The sequence below is a fragment of the Salinirubellus litoreus genome (assembly GCF_037335815.1).
GTDB classification, from domain to species: Archaea; Halobacteriota; Halobacteria; order Halobacteriales; family Haloarculaceae; genus Salinirubellus; species Salinirubellus litoreus.
Genome location: NZ_CP147841.1, coordinates 2294503 through 2310997 on the forward strand (window position 1 = coordinate 2294503; position 16495 = coordinate 2310997).

Sequence of the window (16495 nt, forward strand, 5' to 3'; positions counted from 1 at the left end):
CTTGTGCGCGATATTGGTGGCCCCAGCGAACGACGAGGACCTTCGGTGGGATCAGCTGCGCATGGCCTCGCCGATCCGGCGCTCGGTCGGCTCGGTCAGATACGGCTCGATTGCCGAGTAATCCGACCACCCGCCGATCGCCATCATCGTCCGGACGTCGACCTGCCGCTCGACGAGGTGGTAGGTCGCCCACGATCGTCGGAGGTCGTGGCTCGAGACATGGCCCCACCGCCAGTCGTCGGTCTCCTCGCGGAGCTGCTGGCGGGCCTCCCGGACCCACCGCCGGGCCGTCGATGTCGATGACGACACCCAGGAGTCGGCGGCTGCTAACTCCCGTTCGCGGCTGTATTTGTGGATGTCGTCGGCGAGAGCCTCGGGCATCCAGGCATCCCGGACCTTCGGCTCCCCGCCCACGGTGTTCTTGCCCCGAACCTCGAACAGCCACACCTCCCCGTCCTCGGACCACCGGAGATGCCGGTCCGCCGGGTAGGAGACCTCGTCGGCCCGGAGCCCACACCGGCCCATGAGCTGGACGGCGATCTCCCGCTTCCAATCAACAGCACCGGCCGTCCGTTCGAGCTGGTCGAGTTCCTCAGGGGCAAGCCAGCACTTTGGGACAGAGCCGGCGTCGTCGATCCGAACCATGCACGGATAGTTCAGACAATGCGGCTATAACCTACCGGTGAACACGGCTTGATTACCTCGATCACCCCAGGATTCCGGCCGTTCGTAACCGGGTTGTGGAAGAAAGCGACTGTTCAGTTCGTTGAATATGGGACGTTCACACTGTTGTAACTGAGACCATCCCACAGACAATTGTCCGGGTGAAACTTGTACTATTACTTGTGTAAACACAATATATGAATGACAATCCCGACGGCGATGAGTCGAAGTCGACTACGTGCCCCTTCACGCCGAGCGAACTTGATGTCTGGGTACCGGCACTAATCCATCCAGACATAGAGTGCTCGCGGCCAGTCTGGGAGAACGCAAGCGGAGCTCGATGTGTATGGCACGCTGACGGCGCAGACAAACCAGCAGGTGAGTTGGCAGACACCGTCAGGGACGGAAAGTTGGCCGGAGCCCGCGTCTGCGAGAGTAACCTCACCACGGTATCCTTCCCTAAGGATTCAGTTCTCTGGAAGGCTGACCTCTCTGGGGTAAATCTCCAGGGTGTCAAACTACTTGGAGCATATCTCCGAGGCGCAGACCTCTCTGGGGCATACCTCTGGGACGCCAGTCTCCTCGAGGCGGACTTCCGGGGCGCGGATCTCACCGATGCGAACTTTTGGGGTGCAGACCTCTCTGGAGCATACTTCCGTGGCGCAGATCTCACCGATGTGAACTTTTGGGATGCTAATCTCTTTGGGGCGGATCTCCGGGACGCTGATCTTTCCGAGGTAAATCTCCAAGGTGCCGATCTTTCTGGGGCCGATCTCCGGGCTACCGATCTTTCCGGGAAGGACCTCTGTGACGCTAATTTCTCCCGGGCGGACCTCCGAGACGCTGACCTCTCCCGGGTGGACTTCCGAGGTGCCGATCTTTCTGGGGCCGATCTCCGGGCTACCGATCTTTCCGGGAAGGACCTCCGAGACGCTAATTTCTCCCGGGCGGATCTCCGAGACGCTGATCTCTCCAAGGCGGACCTCCGAGGTGCCGATCTTTCTGGGGCCGATCTCCGGGCTACCGATCTTTCCGGGAAGGACCTCCGAGACGCTAATTTCTCCCGGACGGACCTCCGAGACGCTGACCTCTCCCGGGTGGACCTCCGAGACGCTAACCTCTCCAAGGCAGACCTCCGAGGCGCCGACCTCTCAGTTCTTACTTTGAACCAGAATACACAAATTAGCGGTTTCTGTAATCGGGCAGAAGAACCAGATGAGTGGGACCAACTGGCTCGAGGATATCATGATCTCAAATCCGAGTGTAGTTCTAACGGGCTCGATGAAAAAGCAAGAATGGTGCATTCGCTCGAGCGGTGGGCCCGAACGAGAGAGGCTCTGGCGCGCCGGGACATCACAACCACGTTGAGTGGAGCCCTCTCCCGGTTTCTCACGGGGTATGGCACGCGGGTTTCATACGTGCTTTCCTGGACCATCGCAGTAATACTGTTCACGACTCTCTGGTATGAATGGACTGCCCCGGCCGCTGTTTGGAGAGGGGGGCCTCTATACTACAGTATTACCACATTCGTAACATCTCCACCTCACCCCCCAGATACAGATACTGGATTGATTGGCATTGTCACTGAGTTTATTGTATTATTTGAGACATATTTCGGAACGATACTCATCATTCTATTAGGCTATGTCCTTGGGAACCGAGACCAACTCTGAGCGCAGTGTAAATATCTTTGGAAGTCGCCGACTGGTTGTGCGATAAGGCGGTCATCGAGGGTGGAATAATTACTGTTCAGCTTTTTTGAGCTAACAGGGAAAGGTTGGTTGCGCTGCTACCAGATATACGGATTATGTCCAACAACGACCAAGACTCCGACACGTCGCCCCCATCGACGTGTACGTTCATGCCAAAGGAACTCGACGCACCAAAGTTTATGATTGAGAGCCTAAAGGGATGCTCGCGACCGATCTGGGAGGGGGCGGATGCGAGCCGGTGTGTCTGGCATGCCGACAGCGCGGAGAAGCCCCCGGAGGACTTGGCAGCCACGGTGGAGGATGGGGATCTGGCCGGCGCCCGCGTCCAGGAGAGTGATCTTACCGCGGTTCCGTTCTCCGAGAACTCAATCCTCCGATTCGCCGATCTCACCGGGGCTGACCTTACAGGCGCTGATCTAACCAGGGCGGACCTCGGGGGCGCTAACCTCGCCGGGGCGATCCTCTGGGACACCTCCCTCGCCGAAGCAGATCTCATGCGCGCCGACCTCACCGAAGCGGGCCTCGCGGGCGCCGACCTCGCCGGCACAGTCCTCTGGGACGCCGATCTCACCGGAGCGGACCTCGGGGGCGCCGATCTCACCGGAGCGGACCTCGGGGGCGCCGACCTCGCCGGCACGATCCTCTGGGACGCCGATCTCACCGGAGCAGTCCTCACGGGCGCAGACCTCGCCGGAGCGAATCTCGAGGGCGCAGACCTCACCGAGGCGTCCCTCTTGGATGCCGACCTCCGAAACGCCCTCTTGGCCGAGACCATCCTCACTGGCGTCTCGCTTGCCCGGAGCACAAGCATAGACGACCCTGCAGATCGGATTAAAAAGGAGGATCTTAGCAGGTCTGAGCCGCAGCTCTATGACATACTCGCCCGGACTAATCACGAGCTCAGGGCGGCGTATAGCGACAACGGGTTGACCGGTCGCGCCCGCCACGCCCGTGTTCGGGAACGCACCGCACGGCGCAAGGAGGCCTTCGCTGAGGAGAGCTGGTGGGGGACCGTCGCGGGGATCGGGTCGCTGCTCTCGAAGGTCATCACCGGCTACGGGGTGCAACTCCGGTGGGTCGGGCTGGTGATGCTCCTGCTATATGGCGTGTCGGCTGGGATCTACTGGTGGGAGGGGATGGCCTTTGATCGAGCCCTCTACTACAGTATCGTGACGTTCACTACCTCCCCGCCGGAGTCGCCCCCGCTGGGAATTGCGAGCGTCGTCGCGGGGATTGAGACGTTCGCCGGGACCGCCACCATCGTGCTGTTAGGCTACGTGCTCGCCAGACGTGAGCAGGTCTGAGCCGGGTTCCGACACGTAGGACGTTCACCACGCTGATCGGCGAAGATGAGACCAGTCGATGTACCGCGGGTGAGCCATTGTATCGATGAGACGACGTCCAGTGTCCTGATCTGAATCCGATTCGGTATGGGGTCGGGGGAGCAGTTGTCGCGAGGGCTATCGTTGCTAGCTGCTACCGACGACAGACCGGGGGGCAGGCGTTCACCAGGATTTTCCAGGGGGCCCAGCAGGTCCGCACTAGGATCTCGGCAGGTCCCACCCAGCCCGACACCAGGTCACTCGACGACCTGGGGCAGACCCCTTACTGGAGCTCCTTGTCGAGGGTTTTAGAACTGCTCCGTCTGAGAATCGGCCGAACACCCTGGGTCACCCCAGGGGCACGGGCATACCGAACAAAACGAACAGGGATAGCCAGGGGGACCCTCTCGACGAACGGAGGGTATGGACGACACCGAGACGGCGTGGGGAGCCGTCTATTCGGCCTGGCGACGGTCGTCCCGTAGCTTCCGATTGTACCGCTCGATGAGGAGCGTGAGCTTGTCGTCCGCCGAGAGCTTCGACACGTCGACCTCGACAGTGCCCTCCAGGGCGTGCTCGATTCGGCGGACGGTCTCGGCGTCGAGCGTGGCGGGCTGCTCGCGGTGGTGTTCGTCACTCGATTCGTTGGGTCGGTCGTTGGATCGGAGACCCATACGAACCATCACGACCGGCCGACGGAAAGGCTCTCGTGCGGGCTCTGCGGGTTCTGGGGGTCAGCGAGCGTGGATCTCTGCCCCGTATTAAACTACTTGATCCAATACCAAGTATAAATACTTGTTCGGCACGACATCTCGTGCCATCAAATTACTGCTGCAATCTCCTCATCATATGTGGGAGCGGTTTCAGAATTCATATTTGATTGGTGCCAAGACTCTGGTTTACTATAAGGGGGCATGACGTGAGTACCAACACAGTTCCTTAAGCCAGTCATCCAGAAATCAATTCGAAATACACCGAACATTTTTTATAAAATAATTCGCCGTAATGTGGATCAGTGTCCGCTAGATACTCGTCTAACATTTCCATACAGAGATCCCCATTCCCATCCTCATCTTCATCTCGCGGTAGTGATCCCGGCTCGTATTCTCCCTCAAGATAAGATCTACCACGATATGAGATTACATACGATGATTCGGAAATCCGGTCAATTAGTTTAGAAATTTCTAACAAATAACACCGTGAGCGTATCGCTTCCTTTGTCCCAGGTATCTCACTGTGTTCGAACATATAATACTCCGTAGACCAGTCTTCATCGTCTAAATGTTCCAGAATTCGCTCATCTAAAAGTGTCATCCATGGGGGCGAGCATCTGCCGCTCATGTAGAACCCTCTGTCACGCTTTGAGTGACCCCGGAATTTTCCTCGCTGCTGGCTTCGTTTGATGTGTTAATCTCGCCTCGGAGATAGGCAGATCCCCGCTCTGTGATCCGATAAACCCCATTTCCGACGTTCTCTACGAGGTCGTGTTCTGCTAACTTCCTCGCCCGATCACCGACGTGTTGGGCGCTATAGTGTATATATTCGTGTTTAGCCAGTTCAGAAGGAGTTTGAAACCCTTCCTCATCAAGCTTCTCTAAGATCCTCTCATCAAGGAGGACCATCCACCTACCAGACTTTCTCATAGTACTATTACACCCTTCACTATGTTATCTCTACCGAATAGGGTATTATATCGTTTATGAAAAGCTATAATAGTGTGCGGTGTGAGCGGGTTGTAGGACGCGCTAATGGCTCAAACGGTGCGATAGGGCACATAGGTAAGGCCGGCGGGGCAACGCCGGCCTGTGAAGGGGCGTCCATTCGAGGTTAGACGATGAACGCAACCCCCGCGGGGCTGATCCCCCGCAAACGGCGGGAAGTACCGCTAGATAAAAAATCCGCTGTCAAGCAAGCCACCGCGATTCTCATGGAGGGCCTATCGGTAAAGCCAAATCTCAGTAGTTATTGGTACACCAATCATTCGAGGTCGAATCCGTTCCTTTCGTCTTGGCGATGCGAACTCAGACTGTCGAACGAACAGCACGCGGACGCGCATAACTACACTCATACGGCGGTCAGCATTTGGGAGGGTTCGACCTCATGACACACGATGCCACAATCACCCCACGAGCAGACGAGGCGGATTGTGACGAACCTGGCTGTGACACCAGCGAGTTACTTGCAACAGTCGATCCTGACGGTAATCATCCGATCCGGACGCTATGTCCGGCCCACCGGGTGACCTACCTCCGTGAGGTGAACAGCAAATGAGTCGCCTAGTGGCTGCGCCACCCTCATCATACCGTGTTCGGATCGCCCCGACGGCTGATGGGAGTGGCGACCGCGTCCCCGACCTCTCGCCGCGGGAGGCACTCGAACGGTGGCTCGACAAGATCCGCGTCTCAATGGCCGAGTCGAGCGTCTCGGCGTACCACTACCAGATGAAACTGTTCGTCGAGTGGTGCGAGGCCGAGGGGATCACCCCGATTGGCGATCTCGATGGGTGGGACCTCGAATCCTACGAGACCTACCGGCGTAGCGAGGACCTCAATCCGCCCACGTTGAACAAGGAGATGCTCACCCTCGGCCGGTTCCTCGAGTACTGCGCGAAGATCGAACTCGTCGACGATTCACTCCCCGAGAAGGTCGATCCACCGGCGATTCCCCGGGACGCGCGGGCCGACGACACGATGCTCCACCCCGGGGACGCGAAGGCGCTCCTCGACTACTACGACGAGGACCCTGAGCAGCGCCACTCCCGAGCGCACGCGCTGCTCTCGCTCGCTTGGTACACGGGGGCCCGGCTCGGGGCGCTCCGCGGGGTCGATCTCGAAGACTACCACCCCGAGGCGCAGTACATCCAGTTCGTCCACCGACCCGACGAGGAGACTCCTCTCAAGAACGGGTACGAGGGCGAGCGCGCCGTCGGTCTCACCGACGAGGTGTGTGACGTCCTCGACACTTACATCGTCCGCAATCGGCACGACAAGTACGACGAGTACGGTCGTCGCCCGCTGATCACGAGCCAGGTCGGTCGGGCGTCGAAGAACGCCGTCCGCGCTTGGATGTACCTCGCGACGGTGCCGTGCCTTCATTCTCCGTGTCCACACGGGAACGAGCGGCCGACCTGTGACTACGTCGACTACTCCGAGGCGAGCAAGTGCCCGTCTTCGCGGAGCCCCCACCAGGTCCGGACCGGATCGATCACCTGGCACCGGAATCGCGGATGGCCCGCCGAGGAACTCTCGAAGAAGGTGAACTCCTCGGTCCGGGTGATCGAGGAGCACTACGACAAGCCGAGCCACATTGAGTCACTTGAGGAACGCCGGCGTCGGTACACTGAGTTACTCGATTTCGACGACGAGCCCGAAGGTGATTCTGAATGATGGTTTGGAACCGCCCCGACCCACTCGATTCTGCGACGAGCGGACGCGAGGAGCGAACCGAGCGTCCGGCGGATTTGAACCTGAGAGGGCGTGCGCCGCGACCGAAGGGAGCGAGCACGTCCGACCGTGGTTCAGTATCCGCCCCGACCCACCTGCTCCCTTCGGTCGTATGAACCAACAGATAGCGCCGAGGTCCGAATAAACAATCCCGGAAGCGGCCTCGGTGACTCCATCCGTTCGGCGGATGGGGGCCGCGCCCTGTGTGTGTTTTGAAAAGAAGTCCCGTTGACGCAGGTAGTTATCGGCTCACCAGAACCGTCGAGAACGAGGGGGCTTGACTACTCGGGGTGTTCGTACATCCAGGTGGTGCCCCCGACACCCTTCGAGAACGCTTCATCCGGGCCGAGACACACACTCTCCAGGTCCTCGTCCTCGAATGGGATGGTTGAACCCGGTCCGCGTCCCGGAACGGCTCGCCGCACACGGGACACGCGACGTCGATACGGAACGGTATCCATCGAACCGCGCGACTTGGTATTCAGGACGTGCTTCCGTGTCACGGCCCCGGTTCGGAACCTGTAACTGGTCTTCCCAAAACGCCTCCGCCGGTCTCTCGCGGAGGCCGGTAACAGCGAGAAGGGTGCTTGTTTCCTATCCACTCTCCCGAATAATTCGGAACGGACGACAGGATTACGAACCTGCCCACCGTGCCGAACGGGAGTAGTTTCGACTCCTGACCGTGGTACCTCAAACCCGCAAGCGACCTGTTCTAAAAACCACCCTTATCTGCAAGGGATAATTCTTTTCATACAATATTATAAACTACTGAACGGGACGACAGAGGTTGGGATTCACCCACTAACGCCTCTCCCCCCCCCATCCCACCGTCCCACTCCCTCCCCCTGCCGATTCCCCCCCGCTCCAGGTCACATTCGACCCATTGTCCGATTGATACCGCACAAGGCGACAGGGACAGCAAGAAAGACAGGGCGAGGTTCTTGCTTGTCAGGGCCCCTCTCTATTGGGGCCGGTTGTGACACTACTTCCGGGCGGTGGCCGGATTTGAACCAGGGAGGGCGTGCGTAGCGACCGAAGGGAGCGCACGTCCGACCGTGGTTCAATATCCGCCCCGACCCACTCGTCTCCTTCCCGCTGACGAAGGACCGACCGTAGCGGGTCCTCGAAGGCGGTCTACTCGCCGTACCCATCGGGTCGGAACGTCGGGGTGGTCCGATCGCGTGACCGAGCGCCTCCCGGTTACTGAGAGACGGTCGCCTCGGGGGCCTGGAGATCGGTCGGCGACTCCCCCAGGGTCGCTCGGAGGTGGTCCGTACAGAGCCGTAGCGTCGCGTCCGTGAGCGCGTATTCGACCTCGTCCGGCCGGCCGTCGGTGTACTGGATCCGACAGTCGATGAGCGGGAGATGGTAGTGAACGGGCTCGGCGCAGACGGCGCAGTCGGTCTCGTTTCGCCAGACGTCGTCCCGGAAGACGGGATGAGGAGACGTCGACAGGCACGAATCACACAGACCCCCGATCTCGACCCCGGTCAGGTCGTCGAGGACGACTCGGTCCAGCCCCGCCGTCTCGCCGCAGTTCAGGCAGTGCATCCGGACCTCCGGTGCGGAAAATCGGCCATTGTTTCCGGCTTCATGGGTGGCCGGATAAAGGTTCGCTCGGAATCGAGACGGAGTTTCGTCCCCTCGTCCTCGGTGGAGCGATCCGGTAGGCGGCGTGCCGGATCGACCAGGAGCGTCTCGCGGGCGTCCCGGGCGAGTCACAGTCGACGCTCCGATCGAGCGAGGGATCCGTCGCGAGTGTAGCGCTACCGGCGATCGCACGACTAGACGTCCGTAGCGCGTGTCACGCGTAGTCCCGGCTCCCGCCCGCCGCGGACGGCTCGGCAGAGGTGACGCGGCTCCCTCGGGATCGCTCTCGTTCGGTAGTGCCGCGAGACTCGTCGTCCAGGAGCCCCGAACTGGGCACCGCCATCGTCCCTCGGCGAGACGAGATCCTCACGAGGGAGCACTTCGGAACAAGACCGTTCGACGACTACGAGCTGATCCCCCGACGCGACGACGTGCGGTGGGCCCTGGACTCGCGCTCCCCGCTCTACTGATTCACTCCCCTCACGAGTAGTCCCGGCACGCGTCCTCCTCGACGTAGTAGCGTGCGAACGGATCCCCGTCCGTGTCCTTTCCCGTGTAGAGTTCGATCCACCGTCCCCCGCTGATGGTCATCGAACGCTCGCGCGTCTCCGTTCCGGAGATCGTGAACGTTCGGGGGAAGTTCGACTCCCAGTCGTCGGCCCCGTACAGCTCGGTCACCCGCTGGGTCCCGAGGACCTCGATCCGGTAGTAGATGTTCGCGGACCGCTTCGAGTCGCACTCGTGCCAGAACTCGACCCGCGGCCACCCTTCCGTGGAGGTCGGCGACGGGGTAGGGGATCCGAGGGAGGTCGACGGGGTAGGAGAGGTCGCCGAGTTCGCGCGCGGCGTGGGTGTCGGTGTCGGTGATGCCGTCGGTATCGTCGCCGTCGGCGCTTGCGTACCCGTCGATCCGGCTGGGGTGGCTGTCGGTGATGTCGTCGGACCGGGAGTCGACGCGATACCTGGCGACCCGGTCGCGCTGGCCGCTACCGTCTCCGACCCGGGGGCGGGCGTCGGCGTCCCGACGGAGGCGTCCGGACCCGCCCCGGACATGAGGCTGACGCTGAAGAAGAGGACCGCCAGTGCCACGATGAGGAGCACGAGATCGTAGTCCATGACGGATATTTTCATCGGATTGTCTTGACATTTATGAACGGGGCCGGGGCGCGTGCCCCGCGGCGACGCGGTTCTACACACCCCGGCGGCCGGGCGTCCCGGGACGACGGTCACGCCCCGAGAGATCACCCGATGGTCGCCCGGCACCCACGTAGGCGCGGACGAGGGCGACCCCTCCCACCCCGTCGGTCGCGGTTCCCGCTCGTCGTCGACTACCCGACCGATGCCCGATGCCCGGCGCATCCAGCAGTCCGATCCTGTCCGATCGGGAGTGGTCGGCCCGCTCTCGTCCTCGCCCATCGACCGCCGCCGCGGCCGACTCGTCCCGATCCCGCGGTCGATACCGCTCGAACGTCCGCCGGCGTTCCTCGGACACCGTGCTCGGAGACGTGCGTACACCGGTACGGCGTCGATCGCGAACTGTCGTCGTCAGTCCGGCGAAGCCACCCCCGTGGATGCCACGGCGGGTCGCCCCCGAGCGGTGGTCACTCTCCCGTCGCACCGGCCCGTCATCGGGTATCGCCTATCGTGACGGGACCACACAAGGGGAACCGTGGGGTTCTCGATCCGGGCGTGGCCGGTGCTACTCCACGAACGCGCGGATCCGCTTCAGGCTCTCGGGACCGACGCCGGAGACGGCGAGCACGTCCTCGTCGCTCGCGGTACGGACGTCCCTCGCGGTCACGAGACCCTGCATCCGGAGCCTTCCGGCGGTCGTGGGGCCGATACCGGCTATCTCCTCGAACCGGACTTCGGCCTCGGCGTCGTCACTCCCGTCGTCCTCGTCGTCCCGTTTCTCGCCGTTCTGTACCTCGCTGTTCGAGTCCTCGGTGTCGGTGGGAGCCGGCCCTTCGGCCACCCCACCGAGCAGGTCGAGCGCCTCCGTCAGCGCGTCGACCTTGTGCCTGGCCTTCCGGCCGGGCCGGGCCTCGTACTCGGCGAGCCGGTGTCTGAGCGCGTCGTACTGTCCGGCCTCGATAGGTGGGTCGGCGTCGTGCCGAGTGCGGTACCGGGTGCCGCAGTCCGATTCGAACGAGTCGCGTGGCAACAGCGTCGTGCTGCCCCGTTCGTCGCGGAGGAGGACGGTTCGGCTATCGGCGTAGATGACCTTCCGGAGGTCGCCGGTCCGCTGGTCCTCGACGACGAGTCCGATTCGTATCTCGGTTCCCGCAGGGTTCGATGGGTCGAAGTTCGTCTGAGACATCTCGGGTCGGAAAGTGTGCCTGGTTGTTTCTCCGATCGGCACTCCTTCCCTCGAATAGGGGAGGGGCTGGAGCGGATTGTGTCTGTTGTTTTCGACACGCGAACGGGATCCACGCCGGGGCCCGCCTCACCACCCGAAGCCGGTCCCACGGTACGCCGTTCCCCGCATCGCTCCCCGTGGGCCGATCGCTACGGCGTCCTGTGGTCGAGGCGGAACGTCGCCGCGAAAACCCGCTCGGAATCCGCACGTGCTACCGGGCGATCCCTCCCCCGGTGGTGCATCCCCAGTCCCTCGCCGCCGTGGAGCTATCGACTCCCGCCGAGCCCCCCGGCTCGGCGTCTCCCCCCGTTTTCCCCCTATGTCTCCACCGCACTCCGGCCGCTATCCCGCGATTCGAGACGCTCCCGGTGGAGCGCGAGACGGCGATCCAGCCGCTCGATGTCACGCTCGAGGCCGGCGAACGTCTCGCTCGCCCCGAGCTCCTCCCGCGAGAGTTCCAGCCGCAGGACGTTCCGGCGGACGCGCTTGGCCGAGAGCTCCTGACGGAGCGCCTCGTGGCCCTCCACCGAGAGCAACAGCCCGACGGCCCGCAGCAGCGCCCCCTCCGAGACCGGCTCGGTGAGGTAGTCGTCGAACCCCCGTTCGACGACGTCGAGGTCCGGTCGTCGGTCGGTGACGAGCGTGACCGGGCAATCGACCCCCGCGTCGCGGATCGAGACCAGGACGAAGTCGTCCGAGAGCGCCGACGCGCGGCGACTCAGGACGACCGCGTCGATGGCGTCGGGGTCCCCCCGAAGCGTCTCGACGGCAGCCTCGCCCTCGTGTTCGGCCTGGACCTCGTAGCGCCCGGCGAGCCAGCCGCCGTAGCGGTCTGCCACCGCCGGGTCGTCGCCGACGACCAGTACCGTGGGGCGTCCGTCGAGTCCTCGTTCCCCTGCCATCGATTCCCCCTTCGCGGTCGCCACCCATAACCTCCCGACAGCGTTCTCTCGCGGTGAAAAGGTCCGCCCGACGGCCCGGATTCTTCTATCGATTCTCTGTTAGATCCGGGACGACGCGGAGTATAGCGGCGTGACGAGAGGGCGCAGCGCGGGCGACGAGGTCCTCTCGCTCTGACGCGCGTGGGAGGGCCGTCGGAACGGCGTATCGACTCGGAGCCCGTCACACGCCCCGACCCCGGTCGTGTCCACGTCGATCCGGCTCGTCGAAGGGGCGTTGACGCTGGTCGCCGCGCCACTGGTGTCCGCGCCCGGCCCCGCCGACCTACCGTTCGTCCGCGGTCAGGAACCGCTCGGGGACGAACGGTCGGACGCTCGCGGGCAGGCTCGCGGCGAGCCGTTCGGAGACGGCCGCCACCCGACGCCGGAGGGCGACCCACACGACGGAGATGGCGAGGATGCCGAGCAGACCCGTCCGAACGGATGGATCACCGCCGAAGACGACGAACGCGGGGACGCTCAGAACCCCCGCGAGCAGGAGGTCCTCCGGGGCTCCGTCGTAGGGGACCCACCGCCTCGGCGGGAGCCAGCGCCCGTTCAGGTGGTCGTAGACCGCCCGCTCGGAGTTCCCCTCCCAGGGCCTGAGTTCGAGCCCGCCGCCGAAGGCGTCCATGACCGAGTGGACCGCCGCTCCGAGGAGGAACAGGGCGGCGGCGATCACGACCGGGATCGGGGAGGTCGCGGCGACGACGAGCGCGACGGTGACGGCCGCCCAGTAGTAGGCGGGGTAGTGGAGCGTCCGCCGGTGGCCGGCGTAGATGTCGAGGTCGGGAAAGACGCTCCCCGCGACGGCGGCGGCGAGCACGGCCGGGGCGGTCTCGGGGAGGACCACCGCCGCCGCGGCTGCTATGGCCGCACCGACGAGCGCGTGGGTCGTCGCCATCATCAACCACTCGTAGGCGGTCGCGATACTTACGCTAAACGGGTGATTCGATAACGTCCCCCGATGGGCGCGAGCCTCCTCCACGCGAGGCCCGCCGGGAGGGATCGACGCGGCCGACGTGCCGGGCCGGTCAGGGGTCGAACGCCTCCGCGGATCGGTAGACCATCCGCATCGGGAGGCCCTCGGGGTCGGTCGGCGGGTCCTCCGGGAGCGAGCGGAGTTCGCCCTCGCCCGGGCGGACGGTGAGCGCGAGTGCCGTCGCGTCGAGCACGTCCGCTACGGCCACCTCGTGCCCGCCCGTCGCCTCCGCGGCGGCCACCACGTCGACGGGCGCGTTCGAGTCGAACGCCGCGAGCGTCCGCAGGCGCTCGGCGTAGCCCGCCGCCGTCCGCCCGTCGTACTCGAGCGGCTCGCCGCGGAACGCCCGGAAGCAGAGCTCGGGGTGTGCCTCGACCACGATCGGGGGGGCCTCCGGGATAGCCGAGAGCAGTTCGTCGACCTCCGCGACGGCCCCGGCGTCGGCGAACGCCTCGCGGGTGAGCCCGCGCCCGGCCTTGCGCTCGTTGACGCGGCTGGCCGTCTGGTAGCGCTGTTTCCGCGTCGCCTCCCTGACGGGGGCGTCGTAGATGGCCGACCGGCGCGGGCCGAGCAGTTCGCGGGCGAGTCGCTCGGGCGGTCGGGGCTCCTCCCCCCGCTCGTGGAGGCCGACCGGGACCGGGACGGCGATGCGGTCGGCCGAGTCCTCGTAACGGCCCCAGAGCGCCCCGAACTCGTCGAACACCCCGGCGTGGTCGAACCCGTCCGCCACGTGGACGACGGCGACCCAGCCGTCCGCACAGAGCCCGGTCCCGACGAACGTCGTCGCCTCGACTGACACACCCGACCCGAGTCGTCCCGCCGCCCTATAACCATCGCCGCTTCGCGGGTCGACGAGTCGGCCCCAGGCTCGTGTCGAGGGGCTTTCCGAACGACGCGGACGGTGTGTTCAGCGGGTGAACACGCCCTCTCCCCATTAAGTGCAGAGGAGTAGTAGGTGAAACCGAATGCCGACCACCGACACCACTCCTCCGACGCGAACGGGGATCGGCGGGGACGACGACACCGGGTTCGCGGGCGAGAACGTGCTGGTACTCGCGTCCGCCGACGGCAGCAGGGTAGCGGAGTACTGCTCCGAGCGTCTCGATCGACGGGACGCACCCTCGCCGAACGCGCTGCTGGTCTCCCTCGACGAGTCGCCCGACCGGCGCTTCGACGCGGTCGTCAGACACGGTTCCGGCCGACCCGCCGGCGTAGCCGTCGTGGGCTGTGACGGGGCGCGCAGTGCGGCCGCCACCTCGGCCGGGACCGGTCACGGGCCGGGCCTGGCACCGGGACCGTGGGTCGCGACGGTCGGTTCGCCCGCCGACCTGACGGGGCTCGGGGTGCGCATCCGGCAGGCACTCTCGAACTGGGAGCACGACGACACGCCGATCGAGGTCTGTTTCCACGACCTCGATACCCTCCTCGGCCACGTCGACGACCGCGCCGCGTTCCGGTTCTGTCACGCCGTCACCCGACACGTCCGGTCGGTCGGTGCGACCTCGCACTTCCACCTCGACCCGGACGCCGTGAGCGAGCGGACGCTGAACACGCTCCGGCCGCTGTTCGACCGGGTCGAGGACCGTCGGTAGCGGAGAAGCCGCACGACCCGGTAGCCCGTCGGCGTTCGTCCCCGTTCTCGCTTCCGTTCTCGTCGTCGCTTTCGTCGCTCCGCCCGCTACCAGACGGTGGCGAGGACCGAGTCACGGTTCGGACGGGTGGTCGGGCTACTCGACCGGAGCGCGGTCCGTCACCGGTTCGTCGAGCACCACCGGTACGCCCCGTTCGGCGACGTCGGCACAGAACGCGGGCGCGTCGGTCTCCAGCATCTCGAACGTGTCGTAGTGGATCGGGAGCACGAGGTCGGGGTCGAGGTCCTCGGCCAGCGCCGCCGCCTGGTGGCGGTCTATCGTCACCGTCCCGGCGATGGTCGGACAGAACAGCGAGACGTCGAGTTCGCTGTGGCCCTCGAGGACGTCCGAATCGCCGGTCCAGAACACGCTGACCTCCCGTCCCCAGGCGCCCGGAACGGTGAGGTGGTAGCCACAGCCGAACCCCTCCGGGTGGACGGGCTCGCCGTTGTCGCGGAGGTGTTCGCCGTCGGGGTGGTTGTACGCGGGGAACGTCCTGACGACGACGTCGCCGACGGCGAAGTCGGCCTCGTCGTCGACGATCCGGACGTCGCCGGGCAGGTCGCTCGGCCGTTCGACGTCGCGGTCGATGCGGTGGGTGTTCACGCCCTCGTAGACGACGATCGTCGTGTCCTCGTTCGCCACCCGCCGGATGCCGTCGCTATCGTAGTGGTGGTCGTGGGTCACGCAGACGAGGTCCGCGTCGTGGGGTTCGTAGCCGTCGAGCACGCCGTACCGGCCGGGATCGGTGTACGCCACCGTCTCGGCCCCCTCGATGCGGAGGGTCGCGTAGCCCAGCCAGGAGGCGAGCAGGCCGTCGTGTCTGATCATATCTGTCACGTCCCACGCGAACCGTCTCAAAGGTAGCGGTCGGACGTACCGTCCCGCCGATGCGGGAGGCTCGGACCCAGGATCGGGACCGGAGCCGACCGGGTAGGCAGTCGTCCCCGGGCTCCGAGCGACGCTCAGTCGACGTACGGTTCGAGCGCCTCGCGGGCCTCGCGGGCCGCCCGGTCGGGTTCGTCGGGGTAGGTGTACAGCTCCAGCGTCGCGAACCCGTCGTAGCCGACGTCCTCGAGCGCCTCGAACACCGGCTCGAAATCGAGATCCCCCTCGCCGGGAATGCGGTGGTAGTGTTTCCCGCGTACCCCGCCGACGATGTCCTCGAGGTGGACGCCGGTGATGTGGCCCGCGCAGCGCCGGACGCTCTCGGCGGGGTCCTCCCCGTAGACGGCCGCGTGGCCGACGTCGAGGTTGACCCCCAGCGAGTCGCGGCCGACCTCCTCGATCAGCGCGAGCACCTCGTCGGTGCACTCGATCAGGAGTTCGGGTTCGAACTCGATGCCGACGTCGACGCCTGCGGCCTCGGCGTGGTCGAGTATCCCGTGGAGCGAGTCGAGGAGGTACTCCCGGGCCCGCTCGGGAGGGTTCCCGGGGAGCGGTCGGCCGGTCGCGACGCAGACGGCCGGGGCACCCACCGCCGCGGCGAGGTCGATGGCACCCTTCGTGTACTCGATCCGTCGGGCCCGGTCCTCCTCGTTCGCGGTGACGATGCTCGGCTCGAAGAACGCCGACGGGGGGGCGTCGTCGTAGTAGCCCATCGCGGTGTTCGCGTTGACGTTCGACACCGCCAGATCAGTCTCGCCGAGAACGTCCGCGAGCGCCTCGCGGTCCGCCCCGTCGAACTCGGGGACGAACGCGTGCGGGGCGTCGGCCAGCAGTTCCACGCCGTCGTAGCCGTGATCGGCGATTCGATCGACGGCCTCGGGGAGGGAGAATCGGGTGTAGGCGTTCGTGGCGAAGGCGAGATCGACCATGGCGGACGCACGGCGACCGGCGTCAAGTCGCTTTCCCC

General features: G+C 64.7%; 16 protein-coding genes. 5 read left to right on the forward strand and 11 right to left on the reverse strand.

Features of this window, described 5'->3' with window-relative positions:
- Window positions 1-51: 51 nt before the first annotated feature.
- The gene (locus WDJ58_RS11290) at window positions 52-645 is read right to left on the reverse strand and encodes a site-specific integrase (RefSeq protein WP_338913310.1); all 594 of its coding nucleotides are present in this window, start codon (window positions 643-645) and stop codon (window positions 52-54) included.
- A gap of 215 nt (window positions 646-860) precedes the next feature.
- Between WDJ58_RS11290 and WDJ58_RS11295 the strand changes: the two genes are divergently transcribed.
- Window positions 861-2336, forward strand: coding sequence for a pentapeptide repeat-containing protein (locus WDJ58_RS11295; RefSeq protein ID WP_338913312.1), 1476 nt, complete (start codon window positions 861-863; stop codon window positions 2334-2336).
- Window positions 2337-2524: 188 nt separating this feature from the next.
- Window positions 2525-3679 (forward strand): pentapeptide repeat-containing protein, encoded by a 1155-nt coding sequence (locus WDJ58_RS11300; RefSeq protein WP_338913313.1) that lies wholly within the window; start codon window positions 2525-2527, stop codon window positions 3677-3679.
- 473 nt (window positions 3680-4152) lie between these two features.
- Here WDJ58_RS11300 and WDJ58_RS11305 read toward each other — a convergent pair whose 3' ends face one another.
- Together WDJ58_RS11305 and WDJ58_RS11310 are read right to left on the reverse strand one after the other, a co-directional pair.
- The gene (locus tag WDJ58_RS11305; protein WP_338913315.1) at window positions 4153-4371 is read right to left on the reverse strand and encodes a hypothetical protein; all 219 of its coding nucleotides are present in this window, start codon (window positions 4369-4371) and stop codon (window positions 4153-4155) included.
- 663 nt (window positions 4372-5034) lie between these two features.
- Entirely contained in the window at window positions 5035-5340 is a 306-nt protein-coding gene (locus WDJ58_RS11310; RefSeq protein WP_338913316.1) for a MarR family transcriptional regulator, read from the reverse strand.
- 624 nt (window positions 5341-5964) lie between these two features.
- Between WDJ58_RS11310 and WDJ58_RS11315 the strand changes: the two genes are divergently transcribed.
- The gene (locus tag WDJ58_RS11315; RefSeq protein ID WP_338913317.1) at window positions 5965-7083 is read left to right on the forward strand and encodes a tyrosine-type recombinase/integrase; all 1119 of its coding nucleotides are present in this window, start codon (window positions 5965-5967) and stop codon (window positions 7081-7083) included.
- Window positions 7084-8340: 1257 nt separating this feature from the next.
- Here the strand turns inward: WDJ58_RS11315 and WDJ58_RS11320 are convergent.
- Together WDJ58_RS11320 and WDJ58_RS11325 are read right to left on the reverse strand one after the other, a co-directional pair.
- Complete coding sequence (locus WDJ58_RS11320) at window positions 8341-8691, reverse strand: hypothetical protein (RefSeq protein ID WP_338913318.1); 351 nt, start codon at window positions 8689-8691, stop codon at window positions 8341-8343.
- 519 nt (window positions 8692-9210) lie between these two features.
- Window positions 9211-9408, reverse strand: a complete 198-nt coding sequence (locus WDJ58_RS11325; RefSeq protein WP_338913319.1) for a hypothetical protein — start codon at window positions 9406-9408, stop codon at window positions 9211-9213.
- Window positions 9409-9502: 94 nt separating this feature from the next.
- Between WDJ58_RS11325 and WDJ58_RS11330 the strand changes: the two genes are divergently transcribed.
- Window positions 9503-9841, forward strand: a complete 339-nt coding sequence (locus WDJ58_RS11330; RefSeq protein ID WP_338913321.1) for a hypothetical protein — start codon at window positions 9503-9505, stop codon at window positions 9839-9841.
- Between the two features lie 588 nt (window positions 9842-10429).
- On the opposite strand, the gene WDJ58_RS11335 is transcribed toward WDJ58_RS11330, so the two are convergent.
- From WDJ58_RS11335 to WDJ58_RS11350, 4 genes are all read right to left on the reverse strand, one after another.
- On the reverse strand, window positions 10430-11050 hold the full coding sequence (locus WDJ58_RS11335; protein ID WP_338913322.1) for a helix-hairpin-helix domain-containing protein: 621 nt from the start codon (window positions 11048-11050) through the stop codon (window positions 10430-10432).
- Between the two features lie 356 nt (window positions 11051-11406).
- Window positions 11407-11991 (reverse strand): HalX domain-containing protein, encoded by a 585-nt coding sequence (locus tag WDJ58_RS11340; RefSeq protein WP_338913323.1) that lies wholly within the window; start codon window positions 11989-11991, stop codon window positions 11407-11409.
- Between the two features lie 322 nt (window positions 11992-12313).
- Window positions 12314-12934, reverse strand: a complete 621-nt coding sequence (locus WDJ58_RS11345; RefSeq protein ID WP_338913324.1) for a metal-dependent hydrolase — start codon at window positions 12932-12934, stop codon at window positions 12314-12316.
- Window positions 12935-13061: 127 nt separating this feature from the next.
- A complete protein-coding gene (locus tag WDJ58_RS11350; RefSeq protein ID WP_338913326.1) occupies window positions 13062-13808 on the reverse strand; it encodes a DUF429 domain-containing protein in 747 nt (248 codons plus the stop codon).
- A gap of 166 nt (window positions 13809-13974) precedes the next feature.
- On the opposite strand from WDJ58_RS11350, the gene WDJ58_RS11355 reads away from it, so the two are divergent.
- A complete protein-coding gene (locus tag WDJ58_RS11355; protein ID WP_338913328.1) occupies window positions 13975-14601 on the forward strand; it encodes a DUF7504 family protein in 627 nt (208 codons plus the stop codon).
- 135 nt (window positions 14602-14736) lie between these two features.
- Here WDJ58_RS11355 and WDJ58_RS11360 read toward each other — a convergent pair whose 3' ends face one another.
- Together WDJ58_RS11360 and WDJ58_RS11365 are read right to left on the reverse strand one after the other, a co-directional pair.
- On the reverse strand, window positions 14737-15471 hold the full coding sequence (locus tag WDJ58_RS11360; RefSeq protein WP_338913330.1) for an MBL fold metallo-hydrolase: 735 nt from the start codon (window positions 15469-15471) through the stop codon (window positions 14737-14739).
- Between the two features lie 134 nt (window positions 15472-15605).
- Window positions 15606-16457, reverse strand: a complete 852-nt coding sequence (locus WDJ58_RS11365) for a sugar phosphate isomerase/epimerase family protein (protein ID WP_338913332.1) — start codon at window positions 16455-16457, stop codon at window positions 15606-15608.
- Window positions 16458-16495: the final 38 nt, after the last annotated feature.

Bases quoted from the DNA above. Each gene is read 5' to 3' on its own strand.
- WDJ58_RS11290 (WP_338913310.1), bottom strand. From the start codon at position 645: ATGGTTCGGATCGACGACGCCGGCTCTGTCCCAAAGTGCTGGCTTGCC.
- WDJ58_RS11295 (WP_338913312.1), top strand. From the start codon at position 861: ATGAATGACAATCCCGACGGCGATGAGTCGAAGTCGACTACGTGCCCC.
- WDJ58_RS11300 (WP_338913313.1), top strand. From the start codon at position 2,525: ATGCCAAAGGAACTCGACGCACCAAAGTTTATGATTGAGAGCCTAAAG.
- WDJ58_RS11305 (WP_338913315.1), bottom strand. From the start codon at position 4,371: ATGGGTCTCCGATCCAACGACCGACCCAACGAATCGAGTGACGAACAC.
- WDJ58_RS11310 (WP_338913316.1), bottom strand. From the start codon at position 5,340: ATGAGAAAGTCTGGTAGGTGGATGGTCCTCCTTGATGAGAGGATCTTA.
- WDJ58_RS11315 (WP_338913317.1), top strand. From the start codon at position 5,965: ATGAGTCGCCTAGTGGCTGCGCCACCCTCATCATACCGTGTTCGGATC.
- WDJ58_RS11320 (WP_338913318.1), bottom strand. From the start codon at position 8,691: ATGCACTGCCTGAACTGCGGCGAGACGGCGGGGCTGGACCGAGTCGTC.
- WDJ58_RS11335 (WP_338913322.1), bottom strand. From the start codon at position 11,050: ATGTCTCAGACGAACTTCGACCCATCGAACCCTGCGGGAACCGAGATA.
- WDJ58_RS11340 (WP_338913323.1), bottom strand. From the start codon at position 11,991: ATGGCAGGGGAACGAGGACTCGACGGACGCCCCACGGTACTGGTCGTC.
- WDJ58_RS11345 (WP_338913324.1), bottom strand. From the start codon at position 12,934: ATGATGGCGACGACCCACGCGCTCGTCGGTGCGGCCATAGCAGCCGCG.
- WDJ58_RS11355 (WP_338913328.1), top strand. From the start codon at position 13,975: ATGCCGACCACCGACACCACTCCTCCGACGCGAACGGGGATCGGCGGG.
- WDJ58_RS11360 (WP_338913330.1), bottom strand. From the start codon at position 15,471: ATGATCAGACACGACGGCCTGCTCGCCTCCTGGCTGGGCTACGCGACC.
- WDJ58_RS11365 (WP_338913332.1), bottom strand. From the start codon at position 16,457: ATGGTCGATCTCGCCTTCGCCACGAACGCCTACACCCGATTCTCCCTC.